We start from the raw sequence: 16,354 nt of genomic DNA on the forward strand, positions 1-16,354 counted from the left end.
AAGGTGCCGTACGCCCTGCCCGCAGGGGATCCATCCGCGTAGACTCCGCGCGTGGCCAAGGTGACTCGGGACGACGTAGCACGGCTGGCAGGGACGTCCACTGCCGTGGTCAGCTATGTCATCAACAACGGACCCCGGCCGGTCGCCCCGGCCACGCGCGAGCGTGTCCTCGCCGCCATCAAGGAACTGGGGTACCGGCCCGACCGGGTCGCCCAGGCGATGGCCTCCCGGCGCACGGACCTCATAGGCCTGATCATCCCGGACGCCCGCCAGCCCTTCTTCGGGGAGATGGCGCACGCGGTCGAGCAGGCCGCGTCCGAGCGCGGGAAGATGGTGCTCGTCGGCAACACCGACTACGTCGGCGAGCGCGAGGTCCACTACCTGCGCGCCTTCCTCGGGATGCGGGTGTCCGGGCTGATCCTCGTCAGCCACGCCCTCAACGACCTGGCGGCCGCCGAGATCGACGCCTGGGACGCCCGGGTCGTCCTGCTGCACGAGCGGCCCGAGGCCATCGACGACGTCGCCGTCGTCACCGACGACCTGGGCGGCGCCCAGCTCGCCGTACGGCATCTGCTGGAACACGGCTACGAGTACGTCGCCTGTGTGGGCGGCACCGCGGAGACGCCCTCCGTCGGCGACCCCGTCTCCGACCACGTCGAGGGCTGGCGGCGTGCCATGGACGAGGCCGGGCTCAGCACCGACGGCCGGCTCTTCGAGGCGCCGTACAACCGCTACGACGCCTACCGGGTCGCCCTGGAGCTGCTGTCCGGCCCGAACCGGCCGCCGGCCGTCTTCTGCTCCACCGACGACCAGGCGATCGGCCTGCTGCGGGCCGCGCGCGAGCTGCGCATCGACGTGCCCGGTGAACTGGGCGTGGCCGGCTTCGATGACATCAAGGAGGCCGCGCTCGCCGATCCCCCGCTGACCACGATCGCGTCCGACCGGTCGGCGATGGCCCGGGCGGCGGTGGACCTGGTCCTGGACGACGGGCTGCGGGTCGCGGGGTCGCGGCGCGAGCGGCTGAAGGTGTTCCCGTCCCAGCTGGTGGTACGGCGGTCCTGCGGCTGCGCGTGAGTCCGCGCGACGGACGCCGCGGGCCTGTATGAAGGGTTTCTGAGAGGCACGGCGCTCCTTCCGCGACCGGCTTTATTTCGGGCGAACGAGGTTCTGCCGGGCTTCTCAGGAGGCACTCAGGGAGCTCTCATGGTCGGGCGACAAGCTCGTTGTCATGACCGAGAGCATCCGCCGCAGTGGCGAGTACGACGCGTACGAGAACCGCGAGAACCCGTACCAGGGCGCCCCGCGGCACGCCTCCTCCCCCGTGGACCCGGAGTGGCCGGCCCCTCCGGCGTACCAGCCCGCCGGGCAGCCCGTCGAGCCGGCCGCCGTGTGGCAGACCCCGGCCTCGGCGCAGGGCCCGGCGCAGGCCCCGGCCCAGGCCGTCTCCGGCGGGGACGGCGCCGGCGGCGGAACCGCTCTCCTCACCCCGGTGGCGGCCGAGCCCGCGCCCGCTCCCGGGAAGAAGCGCGCCCGAGGCCCGCTCGCGCTGCTCGCCGCCGTGGCGATCGTCGCCGCGGCCATCGGCGGCGGCACGGCCTACGGCATCCAGGAGCTGACCGGCAAGGACGAGGTGGTCGCCTCCTCGACGACCACCAGCGTGGTGCCCTCCAGCAAGACGGGGGACGTCGCCGCGATCGCCGCGACGGTCAGCCCGAGCGTCGTCGAGATCAACGCCACCCTCGGCAACGGGTCCTCGACCGGCTCCGGAGTGATCATCACCAGCGACGGCGAGATCATCACCAACAACCACGTGATCTCCGGCGCCTCCTCGATCAAGGTGACGACCAGCGACGGCAAGGAGTACACCGCCACGGTCGTCGGCACCGACAGCAGCAAGGACCTCGCCCTGATCAAGCTGGAGAACGCCTCCGGGCTGAAGGCGGCGACCCTCGGCGACTCCGACGGCGTCCAGGTCGGTGACACGGTCGTCGCCATCGGCTCCCCCGAGGGCCTCACCGGCACCGTCACCAGCGGGATCGTCTCCGCCCTGCACCGGGACGTGACCGTCTCGACCGACGAGAACCAGGGACAGCAGCAACAGGGCGGCGGCTGGCCGTTCGAGTTCGGCGGCCGGCAGTTCAACGGCGACACCGGCTCGTCGACCACCACGTACAAGGCGATCCAGACCGACGCCTCCCTGAACCCCGGCAACTCCGGCGGCGCCCTGATCGACGCGAGCGGCAACATCATCGGCATCAACTCCGCGATGTACTCCGCCGCGGACGCCACCTCCTCCGACGCAGGCAGCGTCGGCCTCGGCTTCGCCATCCCGATCAACACCGTCAAGTCCGACCTGGCCACGCTGCGGGCCGGCGGTTCCGACAGCTGAACGACCTTCCGACCAGCAGGGAGCACGTCATGATCAAGCAGGTTTCGCACACGGTGACCGGCGCCGGCGCGGCCGACGTGGCCCTCGCCCTCCGGGTGGCGTCCGAGCTGCACGCGGCGGTGACGCGGAAGGCGGTGCGGGCGCCGGAGGTGGCGGCCCCGACCACGGCCCCGCAGATGATGGGCCTGCGCACCACGGCCGCCCGCCCGCACCGCCGCAAGGTCCCGCTGAACCGGCTCACGGCGCTGCGCGGCTGAGCTCCCCCCGCACCTGTCTTCACGGGACGGCCGGGAAGCATGCGAGGCTGAAAGCGTTCAGCCCGTCCGGCCTCCCGTCGTCCCACCGCACCCGAGGAACCCACGCCATGAGCCCCGCCGAAGGCGACCGTGACCCCCAGCGCATCCTGATCGTCGACGACGAGCCGGCGGTGCGCGAAGCACTCCAGCGCAGCCTCGCCTTCGAGGGCTACGACACCGAGGTCGCGGTCGACGGCGCCGACGCCCTGGAGAAGGCGACGGCCTACCGCCCCGACCTGGTCGTCCTCGACATCCAGATGCCCCGCATGGACGGCCTCACCGCCGCCCGCCGCATCCGCGGCGCCGGGGACACCACGCCGATCCTCATGCTGACCGCCCGTGACACGGTCGGCGACCGGGTCACCGGCCTCGACGCGGGCGCCGACGACTACCTGGTCAAGCCCTTCGAGCTGGACGAGCTCTTCGCCCGCGTCCGGGCGCTGCTGCGGCGCAGCTCCTACGCGGCGGCGGCCGGCGCCGCCGCCGTGGAGGAGGACGAGGCCCTCTCCTTCGCCGACCTGCGCATGGACCTCGCGACCCGCGAGGTCACGCGGGGCGGGCGGGCGGTGGAGCTGACCCGCACCGAGTTCACGCTCCTGGAGATGTTCATGGCGCACCCGCGCCAGGTCCTCACCCGTGAGCAGATCCTGAAGGCGGTCTGGGGCTTCGACTTCGAGCCGTCGTCCAACTCGCTGGACGTGTACGTCATGTACCTGCGCCGCAAGACGGAGGCGGGCGGCGAGCCGCGGCTGGTGCACACCGTGCGGGGCGTGGGGTACGTCTTGCGGCAGGGCGGGGCGGAGTGAACAGGCTCGTACGGCGGTTCCGGACCCTTCCCATTCGGGCCCGGCTGTCGATGCTGGTCGCCGCCGCTGTGGCGTTCGCGGTGGCGGCGGTTTCGGTGACCTGCTGGTTCATCGTGCAGGGGAAGCTGTACGACCAGGTCAACGAGGACCTCGAGAAGATGGCGCAACCGCAGCGGCTCGGCATGGTCGAGGGCCTGCTCGCGGCCTGCCCCGAGGCCGTCCCGACCGACCAGGCCGCCCAGAACGACCAGGACGACTTCGGCGGCCTGCGGACGCAGGGCGCCTACATCCAATTGGTCAAGGCGGACGGGGCACCCTGCGTCTCCCCGAACTCGGCGGGCACCGTCAAGGTCACCGGCAGCGACAAGAAGGTGATCAAGGACGCGAGCAGCGGCGACGAGATCATCACCGACGGAATCATCCGCAACGGCACCGACTCGGAGGGCAACTCCGTCCGTGTGCTGACCGCCCCCCTGCTCGTCACCCAGGGCATGGGCAGCCCTCCCCAGCTGTACCCCGACACCGCCCTCCTCATCGCGGTCCCCCTCAAGGGCACCGAGTCCACCCTCAACGACCTCGCGCTCGTCCTCCTCCTCGTCTCCGGCGTCGGAGTCATCGGCGCCGGGGCCGCCGGTCTCGCCGTGGCCCGTGCGGGCCTGCGCCCCGTCGACAAGCTCACGGAAGCCGTCGAGCACGTGGCCCGCACCGAGGATCTGGGCATCCGCATTCCGGTCGACGACGAGAGCGAGGACGAGGTCGCCCGCCTCTCCCGCTCCTTCAACTCGATGACCGCCTCCCTGGCCAGCTCCCGCGAGCTGCAGCAGCAGCTCATCGCGGACGCCGGCCACGAACTCCGTACGCCTCTCACGTCGTTGCGCACCAACATCGAACTGCTCACCCGCAGCGAGGAGACCGGCCGCCCCCTCCCCCCCGCCGACCGCAAGGCGCTCCTCGCCTCGGTGAAGGCGCAGATGACGGAGCTGGCGTCCCTCATCGGCGACCTGCAGGAACTGTCCCGCTCGGAGGGCCAGCGCGGTGAACGCGTCCAGGTGGTCTCGCTGGAGGACACGGTCGAGGCGGCGCTGCGCCGGGCCCGGCTGCGCGGTCCCGAGCTGAGCATCACCTCGTCCCTGGAACCCTGGTACACCAGGGCCGAACCGGCCGCGCTGGAACGCGCGGTGGTCAACGTCCTCGACAACGCGGTGAAGTTCAGCCCCGAGGGCGGCGCCATCGACGTACGGCTGACCGACGGCGTCCTGACCGTGCGCGACCACGGCCCCGGCATCCCCGAGGACGAACTCCCGTACGTCTTCGACCGCTTCTGGCGCTCCCCGAGCGCCAGGTCGCTGCCCGGCTCGGGCCTCGGCCTGTCGATCGTCGCCCGCACCGTGGAGCAGGCCGGCGGCCAGGTCGCCCTGGCCCGCGCCGAGGGCGGCGGCACCGTGGCGACCGTGCGGCTGCCGGGGGCTCCGGTCCCGCCGCCGGAGACTCCGGCCGTCTGACTCCGCCCTTCCGCGGCAACCTTTCCGTTCCGTGCGGCGACCCACCAGCGGTCCCAGTCCCCCCACACGGAACGGAAGGTCGTATGAGCGCGCACCGCGACACAGATACCGGCAGGCCCCGCCACCGCAGGCGCGGGAGGGCTCTCGGCGTCGGCCTGCCGCTGGCCCTGACCGCGGCCGGCACGCTGGCCTACGGGTCGGTCTTCGGGCTCGGCGCCCAGGAGCACGCGTCGGCGGCCGCCTCCGCCGCCCCCGCCTGGGCCACCGCCACGGCCGACGGCTTCGCCTCCGTCGACGCGCTCGGGCAGAACGGGACGTACGGCGGGCGGGGCGGCGAGATCGTCACCGTCAGGACGCTCGCCGAGCTCGAGAAGTACGCGACCGCGCCCGAGCCGTACGTGATCGTCGTCGCCGCGACGATCACCATGAACCCGGTCGGCAAGGAGATCAAGGTCCAGTCCGACAAGACGATCATCGGGTCCGGCACCTCCGGGCACATCGTGGGCGGCGGCTTCTTCCTCGGCCAGGGCGTCCACAACGTGATCATCCGCAACCTGACGATCCGGGACGCGTACCAGGGCGTCTGGAACGACAAGGAGCACGACTTCGACGCCATCCAGATGGACGGCGCCCACCACGTGTGGATCGACCACAACGACCTGCGGCACATGGCCGACGGGCTGATCGACGTCCGCAAGGACAGCACGTACGTGACCGTCTCCTGGAACAGACTGAGCGAGGACAACAAGGCCTTCGGCATCGGCTGGACCGAGAACGTCGTCACGGACATCACGATCCACCACAACTGGATCCGCGAGACCGAGCAGCGCAACCCGTCGACGGACAACGCCGCCCACGCGCACCTCTACAACAACTTCCTGGAGGACGTGGCGGGCACCACCATCAAGTCCTCGTACGGCAACTACTCGCGCGGCGGGACGAGGATGGTCCTGGAGAACTCCTACTTCCAGGGCGTCAACAACCCCGTCATCAAGGACAGCACCGCGACCATCGTCCAGAAGGGCAACACGTTCGTCGGGACGACCGGGCGCAACGAGAGCGGCGGGACCGCCTTCGACCCGAAGACGTACTACGGCTACACCCTCGACAAGACGGCCGTCGTCCCCGCCCTCCTCAAGTCGGGCGCCGGGCCGCGCAGCTCCCTCGGCACGACGGCCGCCACGGCGACCACCAAGGCGGCCGCCACCACCCTCACGGTCGCCCAGGACGGAAGCGGGCAGTACCGGACCGTGCAGGCGGCCGTGAACGCCGTGCCGGCGAACAACCCCTCGCGGGTCGTCATCTCCGTCAAGCCGGGCACGTACCGCGAGGTCGTGAAGGTGCCGGCCAACAAGCCGCACGTCACCATCCAGGGCACCGGCGGCAGCCGCAAGGACACGGTGATCGTCTACAACAACGCGGCGGGCACCCCCAAGCCCGACGGCTCCGGCACCTACGGCACGGGCGGCAGCGCCACCGTCGCCGTAGAGGCGGACGACTTCCAGGCCCGCAACCTGACGATCTCGAACGACTTCGACGAGGCCGCCAACCAGTCCCTCTCCGGCCACCAGGCCGTCGCCCTGCGTACCGCCTCCGACAAGGTGTTCCTCGACGGCGTCATCGTCAGCGGCGACCAGGACACGCTGCTGGTGGACACCGCGGCCAAGGACCGGCTGGGCCGGGTCTGCATGACGAACTCCTACGTCATCGGCAACGTCGACTTCGTCTTCGGCCGGGCCACCGCGGTGATCGACCGCTCCGTCATCACGCTGAAGAAGCGATGGAACGGCACCTCGGCCGGCTATGTCACCGCCCCGAGCACGGCAGCGAACCGCAAGGGCATCCTCATCGCCAACTCCACCGTCAACGGTGACGTGTCCGACCGGAGCTTCTACCTCGGCCGCCCCTGGCACGCGGGCGGCGACGCGAGCCTCGACCCGCAGACGACGGTCCGCAACACCACGCTCAGCGCCGCGATCAAGACCACACCGTGGACCGACATGAGCGGCTTCTCCTGGAAGGGCGACCGCTTCGCCGAGTACCAGAACACCGGACCCGGGGCCGGCACCGCGAGCGCCGACCGCCCCCTGCTCACCGCCGCCCAGGCCGCCGACCAGGAGGTCGCGGACTGGCTGGGCGACTGGACCCCCTCGGCTTCCTGACCACGGTCCGGCCCGTACCCTCTCCCAGGCCGCATGCGCGTGCGTGCGGCCGGGGAGGCACGCATGGCCGACGACGCGGACGGCGAGTACGCGGACGACGTGGACCGGATCGCACGGGAGTACCGCCGACGGCGGCCCGTGCCGAAAGCGCTGCTCGCGCTGATGGCGTTCTGTCTGCTGACGGCCGCCCAGCAGACGTGGCGGACGTTCGCGTCGTCGCGGTCGAGTGCCCTGGCGCCCGAGTGGCTGTCGACGGCCGGGGCCGTGGCGCTGTGGGTGCCGCTGGCCGCGCTCGCGCTGGAACAGTGGCGCGGCCGGACCGTCGTCACCGCACACGGTGTCACCGTCCGCGGTGCCGTACGGACACGGTCGGTGGCCTGGGCGGACGTGCACGACATCCGGGTCGAGCCGCGCAGGCGCGACACCCACGGCCTGACACCCCGGTCGCCGGCGTACCTCTACGCCACCGACGGCCGTCGCATCCTCCTCCCGCGCCTCGACGAGTGGCAGCTGGACGACCCGTACGCAGAGGTCGCGGAGCTGCGTGCGGCGGTCGCCCCGCGGGACGGTGGGGTGGGTGAGGCGCCGTGGGCGGAGGCGCGGGTGCGGTGGCGGGCCGGGCATCGCACGGCGTGGCAGCGGGCGAACCTCGGTGCCGCGCTGGTGCTGGCGGCCATGGTGGTGCTCTGGGCCGGACGGGCGCTCGTCACCGGCACGCAGGGGCAGCCGTTCCTGTTGCTGGTGTGCGTGCCTCTCGCCTCCCTCGCGGTGCTGGCCGCGCTGCTGCACGGGTGGTGGGAGGTGCGGGCGGGGCGGGGCTGACCCCGGCCCCGCCCGGTCCGCCCGGCCGCCCGCCCGTTCGTCCGTTCGTCCGTCAGGAGTCCAGCAGGGTGCCCGGCAGGTCGAACCGCTTGGTCTTCCCCGTGGCGAGGTCCACGCGGGTGACCGAGTCCTCGGCGTAGAGCAGCCAGCCGGCCGAGGTGGGGGTGAGCGCCAGGGACGCGGCCATGCCTCGCACGGTCGCGCGGCGCAGCTCCTTGCCGCTGTGCGCGTCGACCTCGATCAGTTCCGTGTCGTCGCCCTTGGCGGCGGCGACCACGATGGAGGAGCCCCGCGCGGCGACCGCGTCGGCCCGGGCCCCGGTGACCGAGACGGTCGTCACGGCGGCCTGGCGGGTGAGGGAGACCGCGACCCGGCCGGAGGCGGCCGATGCCGGCGCGCCGACGACCACCGGGTGGCCGGCCGGGCAGGCGAGCTGGTCGACGGTGAGGCCCTTGGGCACGGGCACCGGGGTGACCTTGCCGGTGGTGAGGTCCGCCGTCGAGACCGTGTTCCCGGCGGCCACGCAGACCACGTCCGACGCCGGGTCGGAGGCGGCGAGGCCGATGGTGCCGGGGACCTCGAGCTCACGCTCGGTGGTCCAGTCGGCGGGGTTCTTGACCAGCACGCTGGACTTCCCGTCCGCGCCGGGCAGTCCCGCCACCTCGGCCACCAGGGTCCTGCCGGGCAGGGTGCGGCGCAGCCGCTCGTCGCCCGTCATGCCGTCCAGGGTGTGGTCCTCACGGTTGACCAGGTACCGCCGGTCCGGCTTCCCGTTCGTGCGGGGGACGCTCAGCATCCAGCGGCCGTCGGCCAGCCGCACGATGTGCGGGCTGACCGAGTCGTCGTCGTCCGCCTGCTGCGGCACCACGGCCAGGCTCTGCGCGCCGGGCTCGGCGGGGTCGATCCCGACGACCGTCACCAGTCCGTCGACCTCGGCCAGCGCGAAGGTGCTGGAGCCCTCCCAGTCCGTGCCCAGCTCCACTCCGCCGGGCCCCGAGCAGGCCGTCGTCGTCAGAGCGGCCGCCGCGGCCAGGGCGGCCAGCAGGAGGAACGGACGGGGGATGCGGCGCCGCCCACGGGGGGTGGGGGCCGGCACGGCGGGGTCGTGTGCGGATACGTACGGCTCAGGGGCGTACGGCATGGGGGTCACCAGTCCTTCATCGCGTCTGTGGGGGGTTTCCTCGCCGCCTTGCGCGCCGGGGCCAGCGAACCGACCGCCACCACCAGCACCGTCAGCACGAGGAGAAGGAGCAGGGTGCCCGCCGACGGCAGCAGCACCCAGCCCTCGACGTAGGGCGCGAGGTCCGCGCTGCGGCGCAGGACGGCCGCCGCACCGCCGCCGAGCACGGCTGCGAGCACCGTGCCGAGCAGCGCGGCCACGGCCCCGACCAGCGCCATCTCCGTGACGAGCATCGTGAGCACCGCACGGGTGCGGAATCCGACCGCCTTCAGGATCCCGATCTCCTGGGCCCGCTGCCGCGACAGCGCACCGGTCACGGTGACCGCGCCGACGAACGCCAGCACGCCGAGCACCCCGAGCAGCACCTGGCCGACCATCCTGATCAGTTCGAGGACGGCGGGCAGTTCGTCGAGCTGCTGCTGGAGGGTGACCGCCGGATAGCCCAGCCGTTGCACCGACCTCATCACGCCGGGCACGTCCGCGGCCGTCCTCGCCACGACCGTGAGCTGGTCGTAGCCGACGGTGCGCAGGTAGTTCTCCTCCTGCACGCCGGCCCGCTGGGCCGCCCACCGTATGACGGTCGAGTCGGCGGCGTAGGCGGCGTCCACGTTGTCGAGCTGCCAGGTGGGGTCGTAGACGCCGACCAGCCGGACCTGGCCGCTGACGCCGGTGCCCTCGCCCGGGCGGACGAAGCGTGTCGTCTCCGTCTCGATCTCCCGGCCCACCAGAGCGCTCAGATCGACGCCCTGGGACCTGGCCGGCGCCACGATCTCGCCCGGACGCAGCGGGAAGAGGTCCTTGCGCACCGACTTGGTGACCGGCGGAGGCATCGCCGGACGGTAGGTCGTCGCGTACAGCAGCACGGTGTCGCCCGCCTCGGTGAGGAGGCCGAACGACGCCTGCGCCCGGTGCTGGACGGACTCGACGTGCGGAAGCCGCGCGAGCCGCTCCACCGTACGGTCCGTCAACTGCGGGGTGTCCGGCCGCCCGTCGGGACGGTCGACGGTGATGCTGCGGTTGGCGCTGCTCTCCTTCACACCCGAGTCGGTGGCGCCCTGTGCCCGGTCGGCGATGCCGAGCGCGGCCAGGCAGACGGCCGCGGCGACGGAGACGAGCGCGACCAGGCCGAACAGGCGGCGGCGCAGGGCGCGGACGTTGGCCGTCGCCAGACTGAAGACGTTCACTCCGTGCCCTTCCCCGACGCCGGCTCCGTACTCTTCCCGGACGCCGGCTCCGTGCTCTTCCTCGACGCGGACTCCGCGCCCTCTGCCGGCGCCGGCCCCGTGCTCTGCCGCGGCGCCGCGTTCTGCCCAGTGGTCGTGAACACGCCCTTGTCCAGGCGGTGCACGACGTCCGCGAAGTCGGACACCGCGGGGTTGTGCGTCACCAGCAGCACGGCCCTGCCCTCGTCCGCGAGCTCCCGGAAGAGCCGCAGGAGCACGTCCTCGCTGTCGGTGTCGAGGTTTCCGGTCGGCTCGTCGGCGAGCACCACGGGCGGGTCGTTGACCAGCGCCCTCGCCAGCGCCACCCGCTGCTGCTCGCCGCCCGACAGCTCGCCCGGCAGGTGGTCGGCGCGCTCGGCGAGCCCGACCCGCTCCAGAAGGGCCCGGGCGCGCGTCTCACCGTCGGCGCGGCGGCCGGTGTACGGCAGGACGACGTTGCGCAGCGCCGAGTGCTGCGGCAGCAGGTTGTACGCCTGGAAGACGAAGCCGAGCCGGCTGCGCCGCAGGTCCGCGAGGGCGGCGTCGCCGAGCCCGGAGGTGTCGGTGTCCCCGACGAAGACCCGGCCGCCGTCCGGCGGGGTCAGCAACCCGAGGATGTGCAGGAGCGTGGACTTACCGGAGCCGGAGTGGCCGACCAGCGCGGTGACCTCGCCTCCCCTCACGGCGAGGTCGACGCCGCCCAGCACGTCGACCCTCCTTCCGCGGAGGGCGTAGGACTTGGCCACACCCTCGGCCCGCAGCAGTGCGTTCACCGAACTCTCGCTCACTTTCCGTTCCTCGGCTCGCCGGCCGGCAGCCAGCCCATCGGTTGGTGGAGCTGTCGGTCCAACGCCCACACACTCCAGGTGGTCTTCAGGTCGCACGCGGGCTCGCCATGGCCCACCTGGAACAGGCCGGGCAGTCCGGGGCAGCCCCCGTAGGGCGTGATGCCGCGCCCGAGGGCCGCGCGCAGTGCCGTGTCCTGGGCGCCGCCGAGCAGGACGTAGGCCCGGGCCACCAGCGCGTAGGAGTAGACGGAGGTGAACCGGTCGGGGTTCTGCGCCCAGGGGCGCAGGGCGTCGGCGGTGATCCAGGACGGGATCCGGTCGCGCCGTCCGCTGTCCGCGAGGCCCACGGCGACGGTGGCCGCGGACACCACCCGGTCCGGGGTGTCCGTGCTCCAGGTGCCGATCACCGGGTCGCCGGGGGTGATGCCGGCGTCGGTGCAGTTGAGGGTGGTGCGCTGCCACTGGGTGGCGTTCCGCTCGGTCACGGTGGTGGGCAGGACCCTTGGGTCGGCGCACAGCCGCCGCGCCCCCTCGGTGGTGCGGCCGCCCGCGGTGACCTTGCGCAGGGCCGCCCGGTTCAGTTGCTCGGCGGGTTGTTCGTCGGCGTCGCCGGACTTCTCCTCGCGGTCGATCGCCGCCGGCAGCCCGGGGTCCTCGCGGGACCATCCGGCCAGTGCCCGCAGCCGCTGCACGAAGAGGGAGGCGTCCGGGTTGCCGAGATAGGCGTCGGGGTCGCGGACCGTCCCGTCGTCGAGGCGGGCCGCGTCGAGCCGCTCGAGGACGGGGGTGAACACGGACGCCGGTGATCCGGCCGCCTTCAGCACGTGCACCAGGTCGTAGAGCTGCTCGTAGGGGAGGGTCGCCGCGCCGTCCCGCAGCACCGGTTCCCAGGCCTCGCGGCTCACGGCGGGTCGCTTCCCGGCGGCCTGCTGGATCAGGACGTAGCTGTAGGTGTCGGCGAGGCGGGTCGCCCGGGCGTCGGGGGTGAGGGTGTCGAAGTCGTCGGTACGCGGGGCCGGGAGGCCGGTGAGCGCTGCGGGGACGGGCTCCCCGAGCAGGCGCAGGGAGCGGGCCAGCGCACCGCTCTGGTCCAGGGGGCGCGGTGTCCCCGCCATCGAACGCAGCCAGGCGACGGTGGCGGCCCGGTCCGTTTCCGGTGTGGAGCCCAGGCGCCCGAGCGCGTCCAGCACTTCGAGGGCCGCCCAGGTGGCGCCGAGGCGCGCCGCGTCGTCGTCGTCGCCGAGGGCGGAGTCGACGTACCAGCCGCCTTGCGCGCGGGCTTGGTGCACGGCCGTGGCGTCGGCGGCGCCCAGCGCCTCGGAGGCGCCGGCCCGCCGCAGCGGGATCAGCCAGTCACGGCCCCAGAGGGACGACGTCTCCAGCGCTCCCCGCCGGAACGACGCGACCTCCGCCGCGGCCATGCTGGTCCGGGGAGCGTGGCCGAGTTCGGCGAGGGTCCGCAGCGCGAAGGACTGGGCCTGCGGGCCGGCCGGCTCCTCGCGCAGGAACGGGTGGTAGTAGTAGCCGTTCTGTTCGCTGACCAGAAGGTCGAACTGCCGGGCCGCGTCCGGCTCTTTCCGCCCGGAATCACCGGACGTGGATATGCATGACGTCATGAGGGCGGCACACACGGCCGCCCCGACCAACCGGGACGCCGACTTTCCGCCGTGCGTCCTCGCGCCGAATTTCACTTAACGCCCCCGTGCGTCGTCCTGCGAGTGAGCCCGAGAAAATACCGACGAATTCCCACGGAAATACCCATGGGCACTCATGAAGAGGCGTCACACCGCCGCGCCCTGACGGTGTGACACCCGTGGTCACTTCATGTGCCGCTGTTCACTGGAGGTGGCGCGCCGATCCGGCCGGCGCGAAGCGGAATCCGTCAGGCGGCGCCCGCGTAGGCGCACTTCTCGCTGACGTTGATCGAGTTGGTCACCTTCGCCGAGCCGCAGCTCTTGGTCGACACGTAGGTGGTGGCACCGCCCGGGCGCATCTGGCCGTAGGTGTCGGAGATGCTGGCGTTGGTGTTCTTCCAGCGCACCTCACCCAGGGACTTGCTCTTCATCGTGAGCGTGGCCTCGGGGTTCTTGGAGATGGTGATGCTCACGCTGATGCCGTGGGCGGCGAGTTCGGCGCGGTTCTGGATCCACTTGGCCTTGCGCGGGTTGATGCCGGACATCTTCGTGGACGCCTTCCAGTCACAGGCGGTCACGTAGAAACCGCAGTGCCAGGCGTTGACCGAGATCTTGTTGCCGCCCGGGATGCCCACCGAAGTGGAGGCCGAGGTGGCGTGCGCCGGCGTCGCCGCCAGGACCAGTGCCCCGGCCGCGAAAGCGGCGGCCGCACCGGAGGCCAGGCGCATACGTATACCGTTGTTCATTCGATTGTCTCCCCGTCAACTAATTGCGACGACTCGTGGTCGAGGAGCCGTCGCCAAAAGCGCCGCGCCCGAACCCGTCGGGCGCCGTGAGCGCCTCATATTGATACATGAGATCAACTGCGCGGCCTAATCCGGCCAGTTGGCGGGGAACGTGCGCTTCACCACACGAAGAAAGGGGAACCCGAACCCTTCGCTTTCCGTCACGCTGGTCGGAGCCGCGCTTTCCGCACAAAACCTTTACAAGCTCGTGCTCGTGGGGGATCTGTGACGGGGGGCGTTCGCGCCGCGGGTTTCCTCCCGGCTCGCGCTTCACGGGCGTCATCCCGGCTCGCGCTTCACGAGTGTCATCCCGGCTCGCACTTCGCGGGCGTCATCCCGGCTCGCACTTCGTGGGCGTCATCCCGTCCGCAGGACGAACGTGTCGTCGGGCGCCGCGGCCCTCTCCGCCGGCCGGGGCTCCGCCGGCTGGAACTCTGCCGGCCAGGGTTTCGACGGCTGGGGCTCCGCCGGCCAGGGCTCCGCCGGCCAGGGTTCCGCCAGCCTCGCGTAGACCGGGCACCGGCCCATGAGTTCGTCGTGTGTCCCGGCGTCCACCAGCCGGCCGTCGTCGACCACGAGCACGCGGTCCGCGTCCGGGGCGAGGCTGAGGTCGTGGGTGATCATGATCGTCGTACGGCCCGCCATCAGACGGCGCAGCGGCTGGACGACCTGGCGGGCGGCGACCGAGTCGAGGCCGGTGGTCGGTTCGTCGAGGACGAGGACGGGGGCGGAGCGGAGCATCGCGCGGGCGATGGCGACGCGTTGAAGCTGGCCGCCGGAGAGGGCGGCGGTGCCGGGGGCGATGGGGGTGTCGTAGCCGTCGGGGAGGGCGGTGACGAACGCGTGCGCCGCCGCTGACCTCGCGGCCTGCTCGATCTCCCGGTCCGAGGCCCCGGGACGGCCGCACGCGATGTTCTCGCGGATCGTGCCGTTGAGGACGAGGGTCTGCTGCGGGAGCAGGGTGACGCTCTCGCGGAGGAACTCCAGGGGTACGTCCGTCAGCGGGACGCCGTCCAGGGAGATGACGCCGGTGTCGGGGTCGTAGAAGCGGGTGAGGAGCTTGGCGAGGGTGGACTTGCCGGCGCCGCTCGGGCCCGTGACGAGGACCAGCTCACCGGGGTCGGCGGCGAAGGTCAGGCCGTGCACGGAGTCCCTGGACGCCCCCGGGTAGCGGAAACCGACGCCGTGGAAGCCGACCCGGCCGCGCACCGGCCACGGGGCGACCGGGGCCTCGGGGTCCCGCACGGCCGGCTCGGCGTCGAGGATCTCGGCGATGCGTTCCGCGCCGGCCGTCGCCGCGGTCACCGTCAGACCCAGCTGGCCGAGGTTGCGGACCGGCGGGTAGAGGTAGCCGATGAAGGCGGCGAAGGCGAGCAGGGCGCCCAGCGTCATACGGTCCGCGGAGATCTCCCAGACGCCGAGGCCGATCACCGCCAGCACGCAGAGCGTCTCGACGACCTCCACGAACTGCTCGTACATCTCGCTCAGCCGCGCGCCGCGCACACTCGCCCGCATCCACGCGCGCGCCTCCTTGTCGAGACGCCGCTCCTCGTCCCGGCGCCGGTTGTACGCCTGGGTGAGGACCACGTTGCCCAGGGACTCCTCCACCACCGACGTGATCGCGCCGTCCGCCACCCGCTCGTCCCGCGCGGCCTGCGTGATGCGGCCGGAGAAGCGGCGGGCGGCGAGCAGGAAGAACGGGGCGAGGACGAAGGTGGCCAGGGCCAGGTCCCAGCGGAGGTAGACGGCGGCCGCGGCGTAGAACACCACGGAGAAGGCGGCCGAGATCGTGCCGACGACGCCCGAGACGACCATCTGCTCGATGGCCTCGACGTCGCCGGTGAGACGTTCGACCAGGTCGCCCTGGCGGTGCCGCTGGAAGAAGTGCGGTGGCAGGTCCTGGACGTGGCCGAAGACGTGCGCCCGCAGACGCAGGACGAATCTCTCGGCCGTCCAGGTGGCGAGCGAGTTGCCGAGGTAGCCGACGAGCGCGCCGAGCGCGGCGACGGCCAGCCAGGCGCTGGCGGGCCCCCAGAAAGCGGAGAGCGAACCGGATTTCAGGGCGCTGTCGGTCAGTTCGGCGAACAGCAGGATGGCGGCGGTCTCGGCGAGCGCGGACAGCACCACGCACGCCACGATCACCAGCATCCACGCACGCTCGCCGCGGGTCAGCGGCCAGAACCGGCGGAAGGCCTCCCGGGCTTCCCTCATCGTCAGCAACTTCCTCTCTGTCCTTGGGACGTGGCCGTGCTCCGGGCATGGCCGTGCCGGGCCAAGGCGGTGGTCTGCGCGGGGCGCGGCCGCAGGGCGCGCAGGCCGTGCTCCGGACATGGCCGAGGCGGGGCCGCCGGCACGAGCGCGCTCGTGTGACCGGTGACCCCGCCTCGCGGCGTGCTCAGCCCTTGTGCGCCACCGGACGGCGCTTGGGGGTGACCTTCTTCGCGGCCTTCTTCTTCGCCGCCGGGACCGGGGCGGCGGTCTTGCGGGTCTTCTTCACCGGGGTGACCTTGTGGAAGCTCATGGAATTACCTCTTTCTCTTCTGGTTTCCTGTGATTTGCTTTGGTTAAGCTTTGTTAGCCCCTGTGCGCCACCGGGCGGCGCTTGGGAGCGGCCTCCTTCGCGGCCTTCTTCTTGGGAGCCGGTGCCGGAGCAGCGGTCTTGCGGGTCTTCTTCACGGGGGTGACCTTACGGAAGCTCATGACCTTCTCCTTGTTTCGTCGTTTGCTTTCCGACATGGAAAACACTACGGCACCGAAAGCCCGGAGAACGTCGAATCCGCTGATACCT

15 protein-coding genes are annotated in these 16,354 nt (G+C 72.1%); 7 read left to right on the forward strand and 8 right to left on the reverse strand.

All coding sequences use genetic code 11. The annotated features are described in order from the left end of the window. The first annotated feature begins 51 nt into the window (after nucleotides 1-51). The 7 genes from ACIHAR_RS32215 to ACIHAR_RS32245 all read left to right on the forward strand — a co-directional run bounded on the left by ACIHAR_RS32215 (nucleotide 52) and on the right by ACIHAR_RS32245 (nucleotide 7,977). Nucleotides 52-1,074 (forward strand): LacI family DNA-binding transcriptional regulator, encoded by a 1,023-nt coding sequence (locus tag ACIHAR_RS32215; RefSeq protein ID WP_400022886.1) that lies wholly within the window; start codon nucleotides 52-54, stop codon nucleotides 1,072-1,074. 154 nt (nucleotides 1,075-1,228) lie between these two features. Continuing rightward, nucleotides 1,229-2,389 carry a trypsin-like peptidase domain-containing protein gene (locus ACIHAR_RS32220; RefSeq protein WP_365466440.1) on the forward strand — a complete coding sequence of 387 codons (1,161 nt, stop codon included), beginning with the start codon at nucleotides 1,229-1,231 and terminating at the stop codon, nucleotides 2,387-2,389. Between the two features lie 29 nt (nucleotides 2,390-2,418). Beyond that, nucleotides 2,419-2,646: a hypothetical protein gene (locus tag ACIHAR_RS32225; protein WP_400022887.1), complete on the forward strand. Its 228-nt coding sequence runs from the start codon at nucleotides 2,419-2,421 to the stop codon at nucleotides 2,644-2,646. Between the two features lie 107 nt (nucleotides 2,647-2,753). Beyond that, on the forward strand, nucleotides 2,754-3,491 hold the full coding sequence (locus ACIHAR_RS32230) for a response regulator transcription factor (protein WP_365466444.1): 738 nt from the start codon (nucleotides 2,754-2,756) through the stop codon (nucleotides 3,489-3,491). Then, a complete protein-coding gene (locus tag ACIHAR_RS32235; protein WP_400022888.1) occupies nucleotides 3,488-4,993 on the forward strand; it encodes an ATP-binding protein in 1,506 nt (501 codons plus the stop codon). The genes ACIHAR_RS32230 and ACIHAR_RS32235 overlap by 4 nt, the downstream gene beginning before the upstream one ends. Nucleotides 4,994-5,076: 83 nt before the next feature. Beyond that, the gene (locus ACIHAR_RS32240) at nucleotides 5,077-7,155 is read left to right on the forward strand and encodes a pectinesterase family protein (RefSeq protein WP_400022889.1); all 2,079 of its coding nucleotides are present in this window, start codon (nucleotides 5,077-5,079) and stop codon (nucleotides 7,153-7,155) included. 63 nt (nucleotides 7,156-7,218) lie between these two features. Next, the gene (locus ACIHAR_RS32245) at nucleotides 7,219-7,977 is read left to right on the forward strand and encodes a PH domain-containing protein (RefSeq protein ID WP_400022890.1); all 759 of its coding nucleotides are present in this window, start codon (nucleotides 7,219-7,221) and stop codon (nucleotides 7,975-7,977) included. Between the two features lie 52 nt (nucleotides 7,978-8,029). Here ACIHAR_RS32245 and ACIHAR_RS32250 read toward each other — a convergent pair whose 3' ends face one another. The 8 genes from ACIHAR_RS32250 to ACIHAR_RS32285 all read right to left on the reverse strand — a co-directional run bounded on the left by ACIHAR_RS32250 (nucleotide 8,030) and on the right by ACIHAR_RS32285 (nucleotide 16,266). Further along, a complete protein-coding gene (locus tag ACIHAR_RS32250; RefSeq protein ID WP_400022891.1) occupies nucleotides 8,030-9,118 on the reverse strand; it encodes a hypothetical protein in 1,089 nt (362 codons plus the stop codon). A 5-nt stretch (nucleotides 9,119-9,123) separates the two neighbouring features. Continuing rightward, nucleotides 9,124-10,341, reverse strand: coding sequence for an ABC transporter permease (locus ACIHAR_RS32255; RefSeq protein WP_365466454.1), 1,218 nt, complete (start codon nucleotides 10,339-10,341; stop codon nucleotides 9,124-9,126). Beyond that, nucleotides 10,338-11,147: an ABC transporter ATP-binding protein gene (locus ACIHAR_RS32260; protein WP_400022892.1), complete on the reverse strand. Its 810-nt coding sequence runs from the start codon at nucleotides 11,145-11,147 to the stop codon at nucleotides 10,338-10,340. Before ACIHAR_RS32260 ends, ACIHAR_RS32255 begins: the two co-directional genes overlap by 4 nt. Beyond that, complete coding sequence (locus ACIHAR_RS32265; protein ID WP_400022893.1) at nucleotides 11,144-12,763, reverse strand: hypothetical protein; 1,620 nt, start codon at nucleotides 12,761-12,763, stop codon at nucleotides 11,144-11,146. The genes ACIHAR_RS32260 and ACIHAR_RS32265 overlap by 4 nt, the downstream gene beginning before the upstream one ends. Before the next feature lie 266 nt (nucleotides 12,764-13,029). Next, entirely contained in the window at nucleotides 13,030-13,527 is a 498-nt protein-coding gene (locus ACIHAR_RS32270) for a hypothetical protein (protein ID WP_400022894.1), read from the reverse strand. Between the two features lie 396 nt (nucleotides 13,528-13,923). After that, nucleotides 13,924-15,777 carry an ABC transporter ATP-binding protein gene (locus tag ACIHAR_RS32275; RefSeq protein ID WP_400022895.1) on the reverse strand — a complete coding sequence of 618 codons (1,854 nt, stop codon included), beginning with the start codon at nucleotides 15,775-15,777 and terminating at the stop codon, nucleotides 13,924-13,926. 184 nt (nucleotides 15,778-15,961) lie between these two features. Continuing rightward, nucleotides 15,962-16,087 carry a hypothetical protein gene (locus ACIHAR_RS32280; RefSeq protein WP_400022896.1) on the reverse strand — a complete coding sequence of 42 codons (126 nt, stop codon included), beginning with the start codon at nucleotides 16,085-16,087 and terminating at the stop codon, nucleotides 15,962-15,964. 53 nt (nucleotides 16,088-16,140) lie between these two features. Then, complete coding sequence (locus ACIHAR_RS32285) at nucleotides 16,141-16,266, reverse strand: hypothetical protein (protein ID WP_400022897.1); 126 nt, start codon at nucleotides 16,264-16,266, stop codon at nucleotides 16,141-16,143. Between the last annotated feature and the right edge of the window lie 88 nt (nucleotides 16,267-16,354).

The sequence above is a fragment of the Streptomyces sp. NPDC052016 genome, from assembly GCF_044548445.1.
Taxonomy (GTDB): domain Bacteria; phylum Actinomycetota; class Actinomycetes; order Streptomycetales; family Streptomycetaceae; genus Streptomyces.

What these genes read in the sequence shown, in the direction of transcription:
- ACIHAR_RS32280 (WP_400022896.1), bottom strand. Translation starts at nt 16,087, where the DNA reads ATGAGCTTCCACAAGGTCACCCCGGTGAAGAAGACCCGCAAGACCGCC.
- ACIHAR_RS32285 (WP_400022897.1), bottom strand. Translation starts at nt 16,266, where the DNA reads ATGAGCTTCCGTAAGGTCACCCCCGTGAAGAAGACCCGCAAGACCGCT.
- ACIHAR_RS32275 (WP_400022895.1), bottom strand. Translation starts at nt 15,777, where the DNA reads ATGAGGGAAGCCCGGGAGGCCTTCCGCCGGTTCTGGCCGCTGACCCGC.
- ACIHAR_RS32265 (WP_400022893.1), bottom strand. Translation starts at nt 12,763, where the DNA reads ATGACGTCATGCATATCCACGTCCGGTGATTCCGGGCGGAAAGAGCCG.
- ACIHAR_RS32230 (WP_365466444.1), top strand. Translation starts at nt 2,754, where the DNA reads ATGAGCCCCGCCGAAGGCGACCGTGACCCCCAGCGCATCCTGATCGTC.
- ACIHAR_RS32250 (WP_400022891.1), bottom strand. Translation starts at nt 9,118, where the DNA reads ATGCCGTACGCCCCTGAGCCGTACGTATCCGCACACGACCCCGCCGTG.
- ACIHAR_RS32225 (WP_400022887.1), top strand. Translation starts at nt 2,419, where the DNA reads ATGATCAAGCAGGTTTCGCACACGGTGACCGGCGCCGGCGCGGCCGAC.
- ACIHAR_RS32245 (WP_400022890.1), top strand. Translation starts at nt 7,219, where the DNA reads ATGGCCGACGACGCGGACGGCGAGTACGCGGACGACGTGGACCGGATC.
- ACIHAR_RS32220 (WP_365466440.1), top strand. Translation starts at nt 1,229, where the DNA reads ATGACCGAGAGCATCCGCCGCAGTGGCGAGTACGACGCGTACGAGAAC.
- ACIHAR_RS32270 (WP_400022894.1), bottom strand. Translation starts at nt 13,527, where the DNA reads ATGAACAACGGTATACGTATGCGCCTGGCCTCCGGTGCGGCCGCCGCT.
- ACIHAR_RS32240 (WP_400022889.1), top strand. Translation starts at nt 5,077, where the DNA reads ATGAGCGCGCACCGCGACACAGATACCGGCAGGCCCCGCCACCGCAGG.